Below are 17,976 nucleotides of genomic sequence, written 5' to 3'. Positions count from 1 at the left end.
TTGAAGTTACAGGGTTTTCATATCAATGACAAAACGGTAGCGGACATCGCCTTTTTGCATTCGGTCATAGGCAGTGTGAATATCCTTGATATCGATCAGTTCAATGTCGGAGACGATATCATGTTCTGCGCAAAAGTCCAGCATCTGTTGTGTTTCGGGCAGGCCTCCGGCGCCAGACCCGGCGATAACCTTATTGCCCGTTGCCAGCGAGAAGGAGCTTACCTCCCAGGGCTTGCCCGGCATACCGACATTGACGTAAATGCCATTGCTTTTTAAAACGGCCAGATAAGGATTGACATCACTGTTGCCCGAAACGGTATCCAGCACAAAGTCAAATGTTTTGAAGGCTGCTTTCATCTCCGCTTCCTCCCTGGAAATGATAAAATGATCAGCCCCGAGCTGTATGGCCGCTTCCTTTTTGCCGGGGGAAGTGCTTAGCACCGTCACTTCTGCGCCCAACGCTTTCCCGAACTTAACGCCCATATGGCCCAATCCACCTAAACCGACCACAGCCAGTTTATGTCCTTTACCCACGTTCCATCTTTTTAGCGGCGAATAGGTCGTTATCCCCGCGCAAAGCAATGGGGCCACTCCGGCTAGGTCGAGCTTTTCAGAAATGCGATGCACGAAGTCTTCGTGGACAACAATGGTATTGGAATATCCGCCGTAAACAGGCAGGCCGTCATGGCCGAGATTATTATAGGTCTGGACCGGGGCTACACTGCAAAACTGCTCTTGCCCGTTCTTGCAGTCTGGGCACTCCCGGCAGGAATCAACCATCACGCCCACCCCACCCAGATCACCGATGCTGAACTTTCTGGCATGAGTACCGAGCGTACTGATACGGCCGACGATCTCATGGCCGGGGACCATCGGGAAGATCCCTTCAAACCATTCGTTACGGGTCAGGTGAATATCGGTATGGCAAACCCCGCAGTATAGAATTTCGATCTGTACATCGTGCGCGCCGAGCTCGCGTCTTTCAAATTGCCAGGGCGTTAGTGGGCTCTCTGCCGTTTGCGCCGCATATCCTTTTGCTGTTATCATCATAGTTGTTTTAGGATGCAAACTTAGGGAGCAGCCGACGGCCACAATTATCCAAATCCGGGGAAAAGGTATCCGAATTTTCCAATGCCGCCAGGCATAAGGCCTATGGCTACAATATATCAAGGTCGCGGGCCGCGTAGTAGCTCGGCACCAATGGCCGGAAGCCGGTTTTCGTTCGAAGTTTGGAAATATCCTGAATGCCCTGGAAAGGGTCGGCAAGCGGGCCTTCGCGCAGCGACCTTGCTGGAAGAGTAGGCGAGCGGATCGTTGATATCTACCTGCTCGTCTTCTTTTGCCGGGCGGTGGTAACCCGAGCAATAGACATTAGAGGTGCTGGTAAAAACAAATCGTTTAACACCTGCTCGTGTGCAGCCTACCATTCTAAAATTGATTTGCCCTGAGCAACTGGTTTTAGGTGAACGACGCCCTAAACTCCATCGGAGAAAACCGAGCTAAAAGGCAATTTCGGACATGCTTAGCTGCGTCGTTGTACCGGCGAGGCATGTCTGTTAACACATGAAGCTAATTGCGGTAAACAACCACGCCTGCGTGCTTTCATCACCAGCGGACGCTAAGATCCGATGCCCAACGCCAGGCCGTTCGACAAAAATATCTTTGACTCAAAAATGAAGTTTCGCCTGCACCGATGGATACAGTTCGTAGAAACAGTGCCAAAAGGACGTTTCCTTTACAGCGCGAACGCCGGCCATTTTATCCACCGCGACGATCCGGAACTCGTGCTGTGGGGGATAAAGATGGCGTTGCAGTCGGATGCAGGAAGGAAGTGAATACGTGCTGACAGCTTTCGGGTGGCGCACTAATGAGTATCAATTTCTTTCCGATTGCCTGTTCCCGGGTCGCCGGTACTTTACCATGCAGTTACGAGAGTGCGTAAGTACGGTTTAAACCGGGACTTTCTCATGTTTTTGGAGTAACTATCCGTTGTAAACGGTATAATTTCTCATCTGCGGAAATTGATTAAATGGTCTGATTGCCGCAAATCCAAAATCACCTGGTTATCTTGTCGCGTCATCGATTGGTGACCTGTAAAATGTCATGTAAGCATTTGCACTGCAATGAAAAATAAAGAAGTATTGAAGGCGGCTAATGCCGCAGTAATGAAGGGCGACAACGAAGGGTTTTTAGCCTTTTGTACCGATACCGTGGTATGGAATTTCGTCGGAGAGCAGACATTGAGCGGCAAGGCGGCTGTGCGGCAATATATGGCTGATACCTATTTGGAGCCGCCGAAGTTCGATGTCGAAACGATGATCGCAGAAGGCGATTTTGTTACCGCCGTCGGCAAAATCGATTTGAAGGATCAGGACGGAATCCTGACACACTATTCATATTGTGATGTCTGGCGATTTGAGGATGGAAAAATGGCGGAATTAAACGCGTTCGTTATTAAAGTCGCACGGTGAGAAATTGTATGGGGATGGGGTGAAACCGGGAGGGTCAAAAGCTGATTAAATACAAGAAAACATTGAAATATTTTAAACTGATTGCGCTTTTTTGTTTGATCGTCACTGCCTGCTCCAAAAAGGAATCGAAGCAGTACACCATTGGTTTTTCGCAGTGCACGGGCAGTGATAACTGGCGCAAAACCATGCAGGAGAGCATGTACCGGGAGCTGTCTTTCAACCCGGAGATCAACTTCGTGATGAAGGATGCAGGCGGACAGAGTCCAAAACAAATCACGCAGATTGAGGAGCTGCTCAAACAAAAGATTGACCTGCTGATCGTCTCTCCCAATGAAGCTGAGCCCATTACGCCCGTTGTAGAGAAAGCCTATCAAAGCGGAATTCCGGTTATCATCCTGGATCGTCGTACGAATTCTGATCAGTATACGGCCTATGTCGGTGCCGACAATGTGGAAGTCGGGCAAATTGCCGGGGCTTATACCAATACGCTTTTGAAAGGAACCGGAAAGGTGATCGAGATCAGTGAAAAGCCGGGCTCGTCCGCCGACATTGATCGCCATAAAGGCTTTATGGAAACGATCAGCCGTTTTCCGGGCATCAGGTTGACGGCAAAACTGGATGGTGACTGGGATAAATATTCTTTCGAAGCGCCACTGACCAACCTGCTGAAAACGCATACGGACATCGACGTCATTTTTTGTCAGAATGATCGCCGTGCGCTCACTGCTTTTAAGGTTTGCAAGAGTTTAGGTCTTGAAAAAAAGATCCGTTTGATTGGTGTCGACGGACTTACAGGGCCAAATGGCGGAATTGAACTGGTTGACAAGCACGTCCTGAATGCCACCATTTTATACCCTACGGGCGGCGAAGAGGCCATACGGACCGCTATTTCAATCCTGCGCAAACAACCTTTCAAAAGAGAGAACCGGCTGCAAATCACCATGATCGATTCGACCAACGTCAGGATCATGAAATTGCAGAGTGAGAAACTGGTGGCCCAGCAGCAGGACATCGAACGTCGCCAGGAAAAAATTGAGGAGCAGCGCGCGATCTCTGAAAACCAGAGCATTGTGATCTACACCGTTTCGATCACCCTTGCCCTGGCACTCATTTTCGGCGCTATTTCCTTCTATTCGTTACGCGAAAACCGGAAAATCAACAGGCGGCTGGAAGTGCAGAACCATGAAATATCAGATCAGAAAAATCAGATAGAACAGCTTGCGCAAAGCGCCGAGATTGAGCATGAAGCCAAACTTAAATTTTTTACGAACATTTCGCACGAGTTCCGTACTCCCCTGACGCTCATATTGGCGCCCATCGAGGACGTTTTGGCCAGTGAGAAAATCCGCGATCCATTGATTAAACAAGAACTTTCACTGATCAGGAAAAACACATTAAGGTTGCTGCGGCTGGTAAGCCAGTTGATGGATTTCAGGAAACTGGGAAGTCATCGCATGCAGGTGCGTGCCGGCGAGCACAATCTGGTGGCTTTTGTAAAAAACATTATGGTGGCTTTTGAAAGGATTGCTTCCAAACGGAAGATTGATTTTCAATTGATCGCCTCAGATCCCGAAGTGATGGTGTGGTTCGACGCCACGATGCTCGACAAGGTGATTTTCAATCTGCTTTCCAATGCATTTAAGTTCACCCCGGATAAGGGAAGGGTTTATTTGTACATCAAGACCATTTCGCCTGATCAGGCGCAGATTACGGTGGAAGATAATGGCATAGGCATGACCGAATCGGAAGTCGCGCACGTTTTCGAAGTGTTTTATCAAGCCGAAAGCGGTTATAAGGCATTGGGAACCGGACTCGGCCTGGCGCTTTCCAAGGAGTTGATTTCACTTCACAAGGGGACCATTTCTGTTCGCAGCCAGCCAAACAAAGAAACGGCATTTACCATTGAACTGCCGCTGGGCAACAAACATTTTCAGGAAGAAGAACTGCAAACCGGGCATGCGGAAGATTTTTCCATGGTTCAAAACTTCGAAATTCAGGAAGATGATCCGGCTTCCGGCATTGTCGCGGCGAAGGAGCTCCCGACACATGATCAATCCGTGCTGCTCATTGAAGATAACAATGACCTGGTCAGACTCTTGGAGCAAAAACTCAGTGTTAATTACCAGATATTGGTTGCCAATGACGGCGAAGAAGGTTTGAGGTTGGCATTTGAGCACATTCCCGATCTGATCGTGTGCGACGTGACGTTGCCGAAAAAGGATGGACTGGGCGTGAGCGCTATACTGAAAGCAGATTTCAGGACGTCGCACATTCCGGTTATTTTGCTTACCGCCAGAACGACCATCGAACAGCAGATCGAGGGTATTCAGACGGGCGTGGATGCTTACATTACCAAACCCTTCAATCTGCAATACGTTCAGGAAAGCATTAAGACTTTGCTGAAAAACCGCTCGGTACTTCGGGAACATTACACCAGCGAGTTGCCCATCGAGACATCGTCCGGAACGAATCCGAACAAACTGGATAAGAAATTTATCACCCAATTCACGGCATATATTGAGGAGCGTTACGACAATTCGGAATTGAGTGTGGAAGACATTGGCAGAGACCTCGGTATGTCGCGGGTGCAGCTTTACAGAAAAGTGAAGGCGCTGCTGGGCATGAGCGTGAATGAATACATGCAGCAAGTAAGGCTCAACAAAGCCAGGTTCCTGCTGCGCCGCGACGATCTGACGATTGCCGACGTTGCCTATAAAGTCGGCTTCTCCTCTCCTACTTATTTCTCCACTGCCTTTAAGGGAAAATATAATCAAACCCCTATGGAATATAAGAAATCGTAAATAATGATACGATTTTTAAATATGATGTATCAAAATTGAAACACTGCCCATGTATCAATTTTGAAACTACATGATAATTCGCTGATTATCACAATTTTATTCCCCCGAAATACCACTGTATCAAAGTTTAACTTTATTGAGATATTATTTAGTTATTCCGGGCAGCAAGTGGCGGTAGTTTTGACAAAAAATCAGAACTACCAATGAAAAACAGCAAGGTATTAGTTTGGTCGATTGTCGTTGCGCTTGGCGGATTCCTGTTTGGATTCGATACGGCTGTGATCTCGGGGGCAGAAAAAGCCATTCAGCATTTATGGGATCTCTCCGCAGTTGAGCACGGATTCACCGTTTCCATCGCACTCATAGGAACCGTGCTCGGCGCCATGTTAGGCGGCATTCCGGCCGACAGACTGGGAAGAAAAACGACCTTGTTCTGGATCGCTGTTTTATACCTGGTATCCTCCCTCGGCTCCGCGCTCGCCACAGACTGGTACGTTTTCATATTCTTCCGTTTCCTGGGCGGATTGGGCGTTGGCGCTTCTTCGGTTGCAGCCCCCATGTACATTTCCGAAATCTCCCCTGCCAGGTCACGCGGGAAAATGGTTGGGCTGTTCCAGTTCAATGTCGTTTTCGGCATTCTCATTGCCTACTTCTCCAACTACTTCATGCAGGACCTGGGCGACAATGCGTGGCGATGGATGCTGGGCGTGCAGGCATTGCCTTCACTGATTTTCTTGCTGGCCATTCTTTATGTCCCTGAAAGTCCGCGGTGGCTCATCATGAAAAAGGCGGATGTGCAGCAGGCAAAGGAGATTCTAAACATCATCGACCGCGATACCAGCGAAGAAACATTATTTGCCATCATGAATGCGAATGACGAAGCGAAAGACAAGCCTACTGCCCGGTTGTTTTCTGCCAAATACAAAACGCCGGTCATGCTTGCCATTTTGTTCGCTGTATTCAATCAGGTTTCCGGTATTAATGCGATCATTTATTACAGCCCACGCATATTTGAAATGACGGGATTAGGAGCCAAAGCGGCATTTTTATCTTCTGCGGGAATCGGTTTCGTCAACTTCGCTTTCACGCTTTTAGCCATCAACTTTATAGATCGTTTCGGCAGACGCACCTTAATGGCGATCGGCTCGGTAGGCGTTATTATCACGCTTGGATTGGTTGCAAGGGCATTTTTTATACAGGATTTTACGGGCGTCCCTGTTTTCCTGTTCGTTTACATTGCCTTTTTCGCCTTCTCACAAGGTGCGGTCATCTGGGTTTTTATATCTGAAATTTTCCCCAATGAAGTGCGTGCAAACGGCCAGGCCCTGGGCAGTTTTACCCACTGGTTCATGGCCGCCGTGATCGCCTTTTCCTTCCCCATCATTTCCGAATATCTGGGCGGGGGCGTCACATTCTCCTTCTTCACAGTGATGATGATTTTGCAGCTCATTTTCGTGTGGCGCATTATGCCCGAAACAAAAGGGACTTCACTCGAAAGGACTGAAAAGACAATGGTTCTACACTAATTTCTCAACATATATGACACCTAAAATAACCGTTTTCGGAGAAATGCTTTGGGACATGCTGCCTTCTGGCAAACAACCCGGCGGAGCACCCATGAACGTAGCCATTCACCTGAAAAACTTCGGCATGAATCCGGCTTTCATCAGCCGCGTCGGTGACGACGACCTGGGCGTGGAGCTCATGGATTATCTTAACAATCAGGATTTTAATACAGATTATATCCAAACCGGCATGACACACCTTACCGGTATTGTAAAGGTAAACCTGACCGATAAAACAGAAGTTACTTACAAAATAGTGCAGCCTGTTGCCTGGGACTACATTATGCCGACGCCCGAAAACAAGCAATTGGTGAAGGACTCGGATGTATTCGTCTACGGCACACTTTCCGTCCGCAGCCAGCAATCGCGCGAAACGCTTTTTGAATTGCTGAAAGATGCAAAACTGAAAGTGTTTGACGTCAACATTCGTCCCCCGCATCTGGACAGGGCCACTACCGAATATCTGCTGGAACAAGCCGACATCGTAAAAGTCAACGAGCACGAGCTGAACGCGGTTTGCACCTGGTTTGGTATACAGCCCGAAGTGGAAACGCAGATGAAATTCCTCTACGAACGGTTCAACCTGAAACTCGTTTGTGTGACGCTGGGTGCTGATGGTGCGGTAGTTCTTTCCAGCGACGGATTTCATTCGCAAGGCGGATATGCAGTGGAAGTGCAGGATACGATTGGCAGCGGCGATTCCTTTCTGGCGATGTTCCTGAAAGAATACACATCCGGCTCATCCATTCCGTCAGCCCTCAAAAAAGCCTGCGCCGTTGGTGCGTTGGTTGCCTCCTATTCTGGTGCTACACCTGTGATTGCCGAAAAAGAAATTGCAGATTTTCTAACCAATAATCAACTGAATCATGCTTAAACGACTACCGCTTCTGGCTTTTGCCATACTCTGCTGGGTGCAACTTGCGGCTGCGCAGTCCAACATTACCGGAACCGTGAAAGACGGCGCCGGCATAACGCTCCCCGGTGTAAGTATCCTGGAAAAAGGTACAACCAATGGCACATTGTCCGACGCCGACGGAAAGTACAGCATCAGCATTAACAGCGGCGCCACACTTGTATTTTCTTACGTGGGCATGGTCCCGAGTGAAGTGGTTCCAGGCACCAATTCTGTCATGGACGTTACACTTCAATATGATTCAAAAAGCCTGAATGAAGTGGTCGTTACCGGCTATCAGACTGAGCGGAAGAAAGATATCACAGGCGCGGTGAGTGTGGTGAACATTAAAGACATCAAAGACAGCCAGGTGGGCAATCCGGCGAAAGCATTGCAGGGAAGAGTCCCGGGTGTGTTGATCACCACCGATGGAGCGCCCGGTGGCGGCGCTACGGTACGGATCAGGGGAGGCAGTACATTGGGCAACAATGATCCGCTTTACATTATAGACGGCATTCCGACCAAAAGAGGCTTGAATGAAATCAATCCGGCCGACGTCGAATCCATTCAGGTTTTGAAAGATGCTTCTTCGGCGACGATTTATGGTTCAAGAGCAGCAAATGGCGTTGTGATCGTTACGACCAAAAAAGCAAAAAACGGTCAATCGCGGTTGAATGTGAACATTTCCACTTCGATCCAGGATTACGCTTCGAAGCTGAAAACCTTGAATGCAGACGGCCGGGGCCGGGCTTACTGGCAGGCGGCAGTCAATGACAAAGCGGATCCGAATGCGAACCAGATTTATCAGTACGACTGGAACAACGACTTCAACAACCCCGCATTGAGTCAGGTTAAGTACCCGGAATTCATCGATGCGGCCAAAACGATGAAGCCGGCGAACACTTATTGGTATGATGAAATATCTCAAAAGTCAATTATCCAGTCGTACGATATGTCCCTTTCCAACGGTTCTGAAAAAGGGAATACCATGTTTTCGCTGGGTTATTACGACAACAAGGGCATTGTTAAATCGACGCGCAATAAAAAATACACGGCAAGGCTGAATACGGATTTTTCACTTTTTAAATCAAAACTAAAAATTGGGGAAAACCTGTCTGCTACCTACATCCAGGACGTGCAGTCCCCGACTGCCGATATCTTGTTTGCATCGCTGGTTTCACAGCCCGTTGTGCCGGTCTATACCGTGGATGGCGGCTGGGGCGGCCCTGCTTCCGGGATGACCGACCGCCAAAATCCCGTCAGGCTTATCGAGGATAACAGGCAGAACAAAGGCAACTTTTACCGACTCTTTGGAAATGTATTCGCCGACCTGGAAATTATCCCGAAACTGCATCTTAAAACCAGCTACGGAGTTGATTACAGCGGTGGTTACAAAAGGCTGCTCCGGAAATCGTACACCTCGGGTTTTCTGTCTGATCCAACCAATCAGGTAACGAACGTCCAGGACTATTCGGGGAATTCGATCTGGCAAAACACACTGAACTATGACATTCAAACAGGCAAGCACCAGATCGGGATCGTTGTGGGCCAGGAAAGCATCCGGTATATCGCCCAGGAATTTTCGGCAAGCAGAAGAGGCCTGGCATTGGAGAACATCAATTATGCCTATCTGAATGCCGGAAGCAACAATATTAATAATGGCGGCAGCGGCAGTGCCAATTCGCTTTTCTCCTATTTCGCGAAGGTTAATTACACTTATGCGGACAAATTCCTGGCATCGGCAACTGTACGCCGCGATGGTTCGTCGCGCTTTGGAAAGGACAACCGCTTCGGAACATTCCCGGCATTTTCATTGGGTTACCGTTTGAGCGAAGAGGCATTCATAAAAGATATTCCTTTCATTTCCGACTTAAAACTGAGATACGGCTGGGGCCGCTCGGGTAACCAGGAAATTCCGAACAATGCTACGCAATCCTTATACTCAGCTATTTACGGCAGCGATCCGACATGGGATTTTGACAATGGCAGCGCTTACGACATTGGAGGAAACGGCACGGGCCAGCTTCCGTCAGGATTTACATTAATCCAGCAAGGCAATGATGCCCTGAGATGGGAATCCCTGGCAGAATCGAATTTTGGCGTGGATTTCGGTTTCTTAAACAACACTTTGACTGGTTCTGTCGACTATTTTCAAAGAAAGACCTCCGACATTCTGATCAGCCCGGCCTATCTGGCCGTGATTGGCGACGGTGGAAACCGGTTTACCAACGGCGCTTCGATGAAAAACAGCGGTTTTGAAGCATTGCTTTCCTATGACACAAAAATCGGCAATGATCTGAGAATCAACCTCACAGGAAACTTCTCCCTGTATCGCAACAAAATCACTTATCTGCCCAAAGAGGTGATCGCGTCCTATCCGGGAAACGGAACGGATAAGACCATACTCGGCCGCCCGGCTAATTCATTCTTTGGCTATGTCGCCGACGGAATATTCCAGAATCAGGGCGAAGTGGACAATGCTGCAACACAACCAGGAAAGGGCGTCGGGCGAATCAGATATGCCGATTTGAACAACGACGGCACCATTGATGCGCAGGACCGGGATTTTATCGGAAACAGCACGCCTAAATATATGTATGGCTTCAACACGTCTGTTAGCTGGAAAAATTTCGATCTGAGCTTTTTCTTCCAGGGGATCAGCGTGAAGGTTCAAAACGAATTCAAAACCTACACCGATTTTTCATCGCTCTGGACAGGCACCAACTGGGGTGAAAGGACCCTGGACGCATGGACGCCGCAAAACACAAGCTCGGACATCCCTGCATTGACATTGGTGGACAGGAATAACGAAGGCCGCTTTTCGACTTACTTCATTGAAAACGGTTCTTACCTAAAATTGCGGAATGCGCAGATCGGGTACAATTTTAAAAGTCTGAATGCCCTGAAAATTCAGAGCGCACGATTGTACCTGCAGGGGAGTAATTTATTTACCATCAAAAGCAAAGCTTTCACAGGTCCCGACCCCGAGATCCCCAACTTCGCTTTCCCCATACCCGTCATTGGAACAATCGGACTGAATGTCACTTTCTAATTTCTGAAATCATGATCACAAAAAAACTACTATATGCCCTGACATTGCTCATGGTGTTTTTTACGGGCTGCGATAATGCGCTGGTAGAGCCGGCACAAGGTGTTATTTCGGGTGACGATCTGAACACGCCCGAAAATGTGGACAAGATGGTCGTAGCCGCCTACTCCGCACTTGGAAACGATCATTACACCTCCCCTTTTTCCAGTATGTGGGCGTATGGGAGCATTCGTGGAGGGGATATGTACAAAGGAGGCGACGGTCCGGGTGATTTGTCCGAATTCCATTTGTTCGAGACATTTTCTCTCAACAGGGTGGATAACGCGTTGATCGACCAGGTTTGGTTCAGATTGTATGTGGGCATCAGCCGGACCAATGATGCAATGCGTAGGGTAAGCGCAATGTCCGACGCCGAGTATCCGGAAAAAGCCGCGCGCATGGGTGAACTGAATTTCCTGAGAGGGCATTTCTATTTCCTGCTGAAAATCCTGTTCAAATACGTCCCGTATATCGACGAAACCATTGCCAAAACGGACTATCCGACCATTTCAAATGATAAGCTTTCCAATGATGAACTCTGGTCGAAAATAGAGGCGGACTTTCGAAGTGCGGTTGAGCGGCTACCCGACAACCAGAGCGACAAAGGCCGCGCCAACAAGATTTCAGCGAAAGCCTATCTGGCAAAAACACTTTTGTACAAGGCTTATGAACAAAACGAAACCAATGCGGTAGTAACGATCAACAAAACCTTGCTGACAGAAGTAAACGCACTTTGTGATGAGGTGATCAACTCCGGGAAGTATAATCTGAGTGCCGATTTTGCAGACAATTTTTTAACAGCAACCGAAAACGGTCCGGAATCCGTATTTGCAATCCAGTACTCAAAAAACGACGGCACCCCGCTCGGCAGGCTGGATTACGGACATGCATTAAACTACACGATGAACCAGGAATACGGCTGCTGCGGTTTCCACGTTCCCAGCCACGACCTGATCAATGCATTCAAAACAAGTGCTGACGGATTGCCCTTATTTCAAACCTACTCCACCCATGACGTAGCAGCATCCCTCGACTTCCAGACCAGCTCATTCGATCCACGGCTGGATCACACCGTGGCAAGGCCAAATGCTCCTTTCAAATACGGGAAAAGCTATGTATTCCAGAAATCCTGGGCTCGTGCTCCGGCGGTTTATGGCGCTTTTGCCAGCATTAAAGAAGTGGTTCTGCCAACGGACCCATCGTTCCAAAAAGTGCCGCCATTTATGTCCAGTGCGAAAAACTGGCAGATTATCCGGTTCTCCGATGTACTGCTTTGGAAAGCCGAAGCATTGATTGAACTGGGTAGACACAACGAAGCACTTCCTTTGATCAACAGGATCCGCGCCCGCGCCGCGTCGAGTACCGCTTTGCTGGTACAAGCAGACGGCAAGCCGACTGCGAATTTCAAAATCCAGCCCTACGTACAAAGTGCGGATTGGACACAGAACTATGCAAGAATGGCCCTGCGCTGGGAAAGGCGACTGGAATTTGCCGGTGAAGGCTATCACTTCTTCGACCTGGTTCGCTGGGGCGTTGCCGCTGAGACGATTAATGCCTATTTCCAGATTGAGAAAACCAGGGCAACCCATTTGGGAGATGCGAAATTTACTGCCGGTCGGGATGAATATCTTCCTATACCCTTGAATCAGATCAATTTCAGCAGTGGCCTGTATAAGCAAAATGCGGGATGGTAAATGTCAGCAACCGGTCTGACTCAAACACAACCAAATAACTATGAAAAAAATAACCATTGCATTACTCCTTGTTTGTGCCATCACCGGCTCGAAGGCTATTGCGCAGGAGTTCGAAGAAAAATACCGTCCGCAGTTTCACTTTACGCCCAAAGCCAACTGGATGAACGATCCGAATGGCATGGTGTATCATAACGGGATCTATCATCTTTTCTACCAATACTACCCGGATGACAAAGTCTGGGGGCCTATGCACTGGGGACATGCTACAAGCAAGGACATGATCGCCTGGAAAGAGCAGCCGATCGCTTTGTATCCGGATAGCCTGGGTTATATCTTCTCGGGAAGCGCTGTCGTGGACAAGAACAATACGGCAGGATTCGGGAAAGACGCATTGGTCGCTATTTTCACCCATCATGACCCCGTTCAGGAAAAACAGAAAACCGGCAAGCACGAAACGCAAAGCATTGCATACAGCCTGGACGACGGAAAAACATGGACGAAATACAAGGGAAATCCTGTGCTTCAAAATCCGGGGATAACCGATTTTCGCGACCCGAAAGTAAGGTGGTTTGAGCCGCAGAAAAAGTGGGTGATGACGTTGGCAACCAAAGACCGCGTCACATTTTACTCTTCTCCTGACCTGAAATCATGGACGCGCGAAAGTGATTTCGGCGCCAACGAAGGCGGGCATGGCGGCGTATGGGAATGTCCTGATCTCTTTCCGGTCATGCATGAAGGAAAACAAATGTGGGTTTTGATCGTGAACATTAATCCGGGTGGGCCGAACAAGGGATCTGCGGGACAGTATTTCCTGGGTGATTTTAATGGTAAAACATTCACTTCCAATTCCAAAGAAACAAAATGGCTGGATTTTGGAACGGATAATTATGCCGCAGTAACCTTCTCCAATACAGGCGACCGCAACATGTTGATGGGCTGGATGAGCAATTGGCAATATGCCAATCAGGTTCCGACAGATCCGTGGAGAAGTGCCAATACGATCGCCCGTGAACTGGGTTTAAAAACGGTGGGTAAAGAAACTTACCTGACTTCGGTTCCCGTGAAAGAACTGGATGTTTTGAACACAACCACTTTTTCAATGAAGAACGTGAAGGTGAAAGACCAGCTCGATCTGACGGATAAGGCAAAAAACAAAACGGGCCTGTTCCGCCTCGATTTAACGACCAAAAACAGCGCAGACTTCTCTGTTGTACTGGCCAATGAGGCCGGTAATGAACTGATCATTGGATACGATAAAGCCAAAAATCAGTATTACATTGATCGTTCCAAATCAGGTAAAATAGACTTTGAAAAAGGTTTCGGAGAAAAACACATAGCACCCAGGTTTGCAACGGGAAGCGAAATGCCACTTACACTGATTGCCGATGTTGCATCGGTGGAGCTTTTTGCAGACAATGGGTTAACGGTTATGACAGATATTTTCTTCCCGGAAAGTCCTATGTCCAGGCTTTCTATCAAATCCGTTTCCGGGATTACCCTTGATAATTTGAAATATACGGTTTTGAAACCTTCGGCAAAATAATCACATCATCTGACGAAATACAGGCGAATCAATGGCGATTCCATGGAATAGTGCCTGTCAATGAACAGGCCAGGTAACTAAAATCAATCTGGCGGCAATGCTGCCAGATTGACTGATACTCAACGTTATAAAAAATATGTTTTTGACCGGCAGAAGCCCATGAACATAACAAGGGGATCAACCTATCCGTAGATCACTTGACAAACCGCAGATAGGATGCAGCCCCGCTTTGCTCAGTCACCAGAATGTGATACCCGCCCGCAACGAGCTGGCCGACGTTTACCGACTCACCTTCCCGGACATTGCCCAATCTTAATACCTGGCGCCCACGGCTATCGAAAACACAAACGCTGGCATTGCCCTTCAGGCCCATCAGCCTGATTTCCGATGCAGCAGGATTGGGATAAACTTTCAATGCCACTGCCCCGTCCATTTGAACCGCCCGGATCTGGCTATACGCGTAAGTACCGTCCAGGTCAATCTGTTTGAGGCGGTAATAATTTAACCCGTTCAGCGGTTGAGCGTCCAGGAAGTGGTATGTCAACCTGGTGTCGCTATTACCATTCGGCGAGGCAGCCAATACCAATCCCAACCGGCTCCATGATTTTCCGTTGCCGCTACGTTCAATTTCAAACTGCTGGTTGTGTCTCTCACTGGCAGTGACCCAATTCAGTAGTACTGCGCTACCTTCCCGACCGGCTTGAAATCCAGCCAGGGTGACCGGCATGGGTGTCTCGGCTTCGCTGGTCTTGGTCAGCCAGGCGCCATCCGCTGTTGCCGCTGATGGAATCGCGCTGGCTGTTGTGCCCTCGTTGTAGTGAAGACCGGCGGCGATTTGCTCGGAGGACCCCGTAGTCCATGTCGAGCCACCTTGATAGCGCGTTATAAACGCCGATGCGTCAACATACATACTGCCATCCGTTGCCGGGGAATTGTGCTGCAGCCCTATGCCCGAAGCATCTCCACCGTAAATATGCCAGGCACGGTCCATCCCCTCCTGCGGCACGCTGATGGGTAATCCTGAGCTCAGATAGTCGGTCACACTAACATGGTAGTCATTAGCCCCTTTCACATATGCGGGCGTGTAATCCCCCTCGGCTATGCCCACGGGGAAGTAGGTGGTGGAAGTAGTTGCTGAATTCAGCCTGATCAGGTGCCCTGCGGTACTGTTTCCCGTACTTACCATCCTGTTCGGACCAAAACCCAGTAATTGCCCCAGCCCACTGGTCGTTAAATCGTGACCATTCAGCAAGATATCCCCTCCATCTACCTCGAAAATGAAATCATTTTGAAAATGTACACCCGCAGCCAGCGGACCCGGAGGATTTACTGTCCCGTATCCCGGGTCCTGAATATCGCCCAGGATGATATTATTGGGATTCCGATGCTTTACAATCGCTCCGATCGGGTTCCCATTGTTCCCATCTATGGTGGTAGGGCCGGTCATATCAGGGTAAAAAGGGTTCTCATCCGGATTGGCGAAAACGATCGAACCGGCACCGTTGTTCCCGATGAGCGCGGTGGGGGCTATCCAAATATATTTGCTGTAGATAATATGCGTTCCGCTGATATTCCAAACTGCATTCGGGCCCAGATAGAGCGTCTCGGAATACTCGTAGGTTGTTTCCCCAACCGATGACGTCCGAAGGCTATTGTCTACCGTCACACTGCCTGCCCCGGTTTGTGCGAACGAAATGATAGGTAAGTTTAATAGGAGAGTGACGAAAATTATCGCAGTAAGACGCACCCCGTTACTTTGTGGTTTCATACTTGTTCAGGTTTTTATCTGCTGGGAGATTGACTAGATAGACTTGTTCCTTCGAGGGAACCCTTCTATCCCAGAGAAATCAACACCCACTTTGTCCCGTCGCTTTGCAATAGATACTTCTGACCGAAGTTGGGGTTTGGACTGTTGATGCCATTGACGGCGACAGGAATAGTACTCTGATTGACGCCGGTCGCTACCTCAAACGGATAATTCGTTGTGACTGGCTGCGTTCCGTTATTGATGATATAATACATCCGGCCCAAGCAAGTGGCGGGGTCAGGTAGGCTGATAGTGATGGCGGACGATTGGCGGCACACAACCGTGTAGTCTTCTTCTGTCAGGACAACACTTTGGGTGACAGACCTGATCGGCGTTGACACCGATCCGTAGACCTGAAGGGTACTGGACCCCACACCCGACGAATTTTTCCCGATCGACACATTCCCCGTCTGATAGATATTTTCACTATTTGCGTTTGCAGGCGTGCTACCTCCCTGCACATTCCAGGGCTCCGTGCTGCCACCCGAACCACCGGACGCTTTAACCCACTGGCTGCCGTCGTTGTAATAGTAACCCGGCAGCACATCGCCGGCCGTAGCGGTATTATAGACTACCATACCAGCAATATGTGCATTGAGAGGGGAAGCGATCGATGTTTGTTCCAAAGCTACCCTGGGAAGCAAGAGCCCTTTGTTGGCGCTTTCGAGTTCAAGAATAGCGTTTGCATTGGACAATCCTGGGCTGACAATAGTCCCATCCTTTATTTTGGTCTGCGCATAGGTGGCACATCCGGAAGCAAGTGCAATCGTCAATAGGAGTAGGTTTCGTTTCATATCAATTGTTTAAGTTTATTTATTGGCATAGCGCTCGACATGGATGATCAACCTATCTCTGAGAGCCGGTTAACAGACAAATCAAACACTGTTGTAAAGCGGAAAACCACAAGCAGACGAGCCGGCGGCAATCAAGACGTTCGCAAAACGTTCGTTTCACAGATTGTCAAATTCTTTCGAAATCTATGTTACTTTTTTATCGCAAACCGTAACATGCACGATTATTTTAATTCCAGCTTACGTGCACATGCTGACATATAGCTTACAGTTTCAAGATTCAGCTTTCTCGTAACACCAGTCTATCGCCTGCTTCACAATCTTTTGCAGCTCTTCCATGTCTTCTTTCCTGTTAATATTGATGCCGCAAAATGTACTGCCATTGACCTTCGCGTTTAGTACGAGATAATAGATGCCGGGGATGATGATAGCGAGTAATGCACGGAGATTAACGCCTGAATTCTGAAAGTACGGATCACTCAAACTAAGTAATTCTTCACCCAGCAGCTCGCGGGAATCGGCCATTGTTCTTGCAATTTGGTTCGGTTCACTGATCTGCCACCGCATAATTTCCTGCATTTCTTTATTTTGGAAAAAATAAATGATTTGCGCCTCCAATATTTGCTTGGCAAGCTGTTTTCCGAAGTCGGGCCGGCTGTCTTCGAGGAGCTCTTCTACCTGCCCTTCCATTGCTAACCAAAAGTCCTTTTGAGCCAGGTAGGCTTTAAAAAGCTCCTCGACAGTTCCAAAATAACGATAGATCAAAGTCTTGCTTACACCGGCAACATCGGCGATCCGGGCGGCCCTCAGCCCTTGATAACCCTTTTTCATGAAGATTTCCCCTGCTGCCTGGATCAGCTTCTTTTTTGTTTCTTCCTTGTCTTTTTTATGAAAAGTTTCCATCAATTACCTGGTGTTTCTCCATTACAAATCACATCGGACCGAAATTCATTCATTTTGACGGTATAGCCACCAGGACGCAAAGGCTCCGCGCCGGCGAACGGCGGGATGGATCTGTATAGTTCTCTGCCTCATAAGTTGTGTTTTGTCAAAATAAAATAATCGGGATTATTAACCCCGATCTTTTCGCTTAACACAGTTTTCGAGATAGTGTCAAATTTAGTATTGGCCGTACGTTCCGCCAACCAAATTCTTTGATGAAAGCGGGAACGACAATATTTTCCCTGCAAATAGACGATTTTTCCACCTGTCTGTTTATTCCAAAAGGCGGTACTTGCATTCAAGATTTCCCGAAGAATACCGGGGAGCTTCTCTGACTTATTCCGATTACAACTCCAGCGTCAGCCACCCATCATCATAAGTG

General features: G+C 48.5%; 12 protein-coding genes. 7 read left to right on the top strand and 5 right to left on the bottom strand.

What is annotated here, in order from left to right:
• Positions 1 to 6: 6 nt before the first annotated feature.
• Together H144_RS0127640 and H144_RS34065 are read right to left on the bottom strand one after the other, a co-directional pair.
• The gene (locus tag H144_RS0127640) at positions 7 to 1,047 is read right to left on the bottom strand and encodes an NAD(P)-dependent alcohol dehydrogenase (protein WP_026351045.1); all 1,041 of its coding nucleotides are present in this window, start codon (positions 1,045 to 1,047) and stop codon (positions 7 to 9) included.
• Positions 1,048 to 1,166: 119 nt separating this feature from the next.
• A complete protein-coding gene (locus H144_RS34065; protein WP_211220713.1) occupies positions 1,167 to 1,427 on the bottom strand; it encodes a hypothetical protein in 261 nt (86 codons plus the stop codon).
• Positions 1,428 to 2,123: 696 nt separating this feature from the next.
• On the opposite strand from H144_RS34065, the gene H144_RS0127630 reads away from it, so the two are divergent.
• The 7 genes from H144_RS0127630 (at position 2,124) to H144_RS0127600 (ending at position 14,054) form a co-directional block, all read left to right on the top strand.
• Entirely contained in the window at positions 2,124 to 2,471 is a 348-nt protein-coding gene (locus H144_RS0127630; protein ID WP_019945368.1) for a nuclear transport factor 2 family protein, read from the top strand.
• A gap of 62 nt (positions 2,472 to 2,533) precedes the next feature.
• A complete protein-coding gene (locus H144_RS0127625) occupies positions 2,534 to 5,272 on the top strand; it encodes a substrate-binding domain-containing protein (RefSeq protein ID WP_019945367.1) in 2,739 nt (912 codons plus the stop codon).
• Between the two features lie 203 nt (positions 5,273 to 5,475).
• Positions 5,476 to 6,798, top strand: a complete 1,323-nt coding sequence (locus tag H144_RS0127620) for a sugar porter family MFS transporter (RefSeq protein WP_019945366.1) — start codon at positions 5,476 to 5,478, stop codon at positions 6,796 to 6,798.
• Positions 6,799 to 6,811: 13 nt separating this feature from the next.
• Positions 6,812 to 7,711 carry a carbohydrate kinase family protein gene (locus tag H144_RS0127615; protein ID WP_019945365.1) on the top strand — a complete coding sequence of 300 codons (900 nt, stop codon included), beginning with the start codon at positions 6,812 to 6,814 and terminating at the stop codon, positions 7,709 to 7,711.
• Entirely contained in the window at positions 7,704 to 10,781 is a 3,078-nt protein-coding gene (locus H144_RS0127610) for a SusC/RagA family TonB-linked outer membrane protein (RefSeq protein WP_019945364.1), read from the top strand. The genes H144_RS0127615 and H144_RS0127610 overlap by 8 nt, the downstream gene beginning before the upstream one ends.
• Before the next feature lie 11 nt (positions 10,782 to 10,792).
• A complete protein-coding gene (locus H144_RS0127605) occupies positions 10,793 to 12,511 on the top strand; it encodes a RagB/SusD family nutrient uptake outer membrane protein (protein WP_019945363.1) in 1,719 nt (572 codons plus the stop codon).
• 40 nt (positions 12,512 to 12,551) lie between these two features.
• Positions 12,552 to 14,054, top strand: a complete 1,503-nt coding sequence (locus H144_RS0127600; RefSeq protein ID WP_019945362.1) for a glycoside hydrolase family 32 protein — start codon at positions 12,552 to 12,554, stop codon at positions 14,052 to 14,054.
• Positions 14,055 to 14,247: 193 nt separating this feature from the next.
• Here the strand turns inward: H144_RS0127600 and H144_RS33565 are convergent, their stop codons facing one another.
• The 3 genes from H144_RS33565 to H144_RS32610 form a co-directional block, all read right to left on the bottom strand.
• Complete coding sequence (locus H144_RS33565; protein ID WP_084600031.1) at positions 14,248 to 15,822, bottom strand: T9SS type A sorting domain-containing protein; 1,575 nt, start codon at positions 15,820 to 15,822, stop codon at positions 14,248 to 14,250.
• A 65-nt stretch (positions 15,823 to 15,887) separates the two neighbouring features.
• The gene (locus tag H144_RS33560) at positions 15,888 to 16,655 is read right to left on the bottom strand and encodes a phage tail-like protein (protein WP_019945360.1); all 768 of its coding nucleotides are present in this window, start codon (positions 16,653 to 16,655) and stop codon (positions 15,888 to 15,890) included.
• A gap of 270 nt (positions 16,656 to 16,925) precedes the next feature.
• Positions 16,926 to 17,555: a TetR/AcrR family transcriptional regulator gene (locus H144_RS32610; protein ID WP_019945359.1), complete on the bottom strand. Its 630-nt coding sequence runs from the start codon at positions 17,553 to 17,555 to the stop codon at positions 16,926 to 16,928.
• Between the last annotated feature and the right edge of the window lie 421 nt (positions 17,556 to 17,976).

Source organism: Dyadobacter beijingensis DSM 21582, assembly GCF_000382205.1.
Taxonomy (GTDB): domain Bacteria; phylum Bacteroidota; class Bacteroidia; order Cytophagales; family Spirosomataceae; genus Dyadobacter; species Dyadobacter beijingensis.
The sequence above is the reverse complement of the archived record's forward strand: the minus strand, read 5'-3'. Positions and strand labels throughout refer to the sequence as shown.

Excerpts from the sequence above, each read along its gene's own strand:
- H144_RS0127640 (WP_026351045.1), bottom strand. The coding sequence starts at position 1,047 with ATGATAACAGCAAAAGGATATGCGGCGCAAACGGCAGAGAGCCCACTA.
- H144_RS33560 (WP_019945360.1), bottom strand. The coding sequence starts at position 16,655 with ATGAAACGAAACCTACTCCTATTGACGATTGCACTTGCTTCCGGATGT.
- H144_RS0127615 (WP_019945365.1), top strand. The coding sequence starts at position 6,812 with ATGACACCTAAAATAACCGTTTTCGGAGAAATGCTTTGGGACATGCTG.
- H144_RS0127605 (WP_019945363.1), top strand. The coding sequence starts at position 10,793 with ATGATCACAAAAAAACTACTATATGCCCTGACATTGCTCATGGTGTTT.
- H144_RS33565 (WP_084600031.1), bottom strand. The coding sequence starts at position 15,822 with ATGAAACCACAAAGTAACGGGGTGCGTCTTACTGCGATAATTTTCGTC.
- H144_RS0127620 (WP_019945366.1), top strand. The coding sequence starts at position 5,476 with ATGAAAAACAGCAAGGTATTAGTTTGGTCGATTGTCGTTGCGCTTGGC.
- H144_RS32610 (WP_019945359.1), bottom strand. The coding sequence starts at position 17,555 with ATGGAAACTTTTCATAAAAAAGACAAGGAAGAAACAAAAAAGAAGCTG.
- H144_RS0127600 (WP_019945362.1), top strand. The coding sequence starts at position 12,552 with ATGAAAAAAATAACCATTGCATTACTCCTTGTTTGTGCCATCACCGGC.
- H144_RS34065 (WP_211220713.1), bottom strand. The coding sequence starts at position 1,427 with ATGGTAGGCTGCACACGAGCAGGTGTTAAACGATTTGTTTTTACCAGC.
- H144_RS0127610 (WP_019945364.1), top strand. The coding sequence starts at position 7,704 with ATGCTTAAACGACTACCGCTTCTGGCTTTTGCCATACTCTGCTGGGTG.
- H144_RS0127630 (WP_019945368.1), top strand. The coding sequence starts at position 2,124 with ATGAAAAATAAAGAAGTATTGAAGGCGGCTAATGCCGCAGTAATGAAG.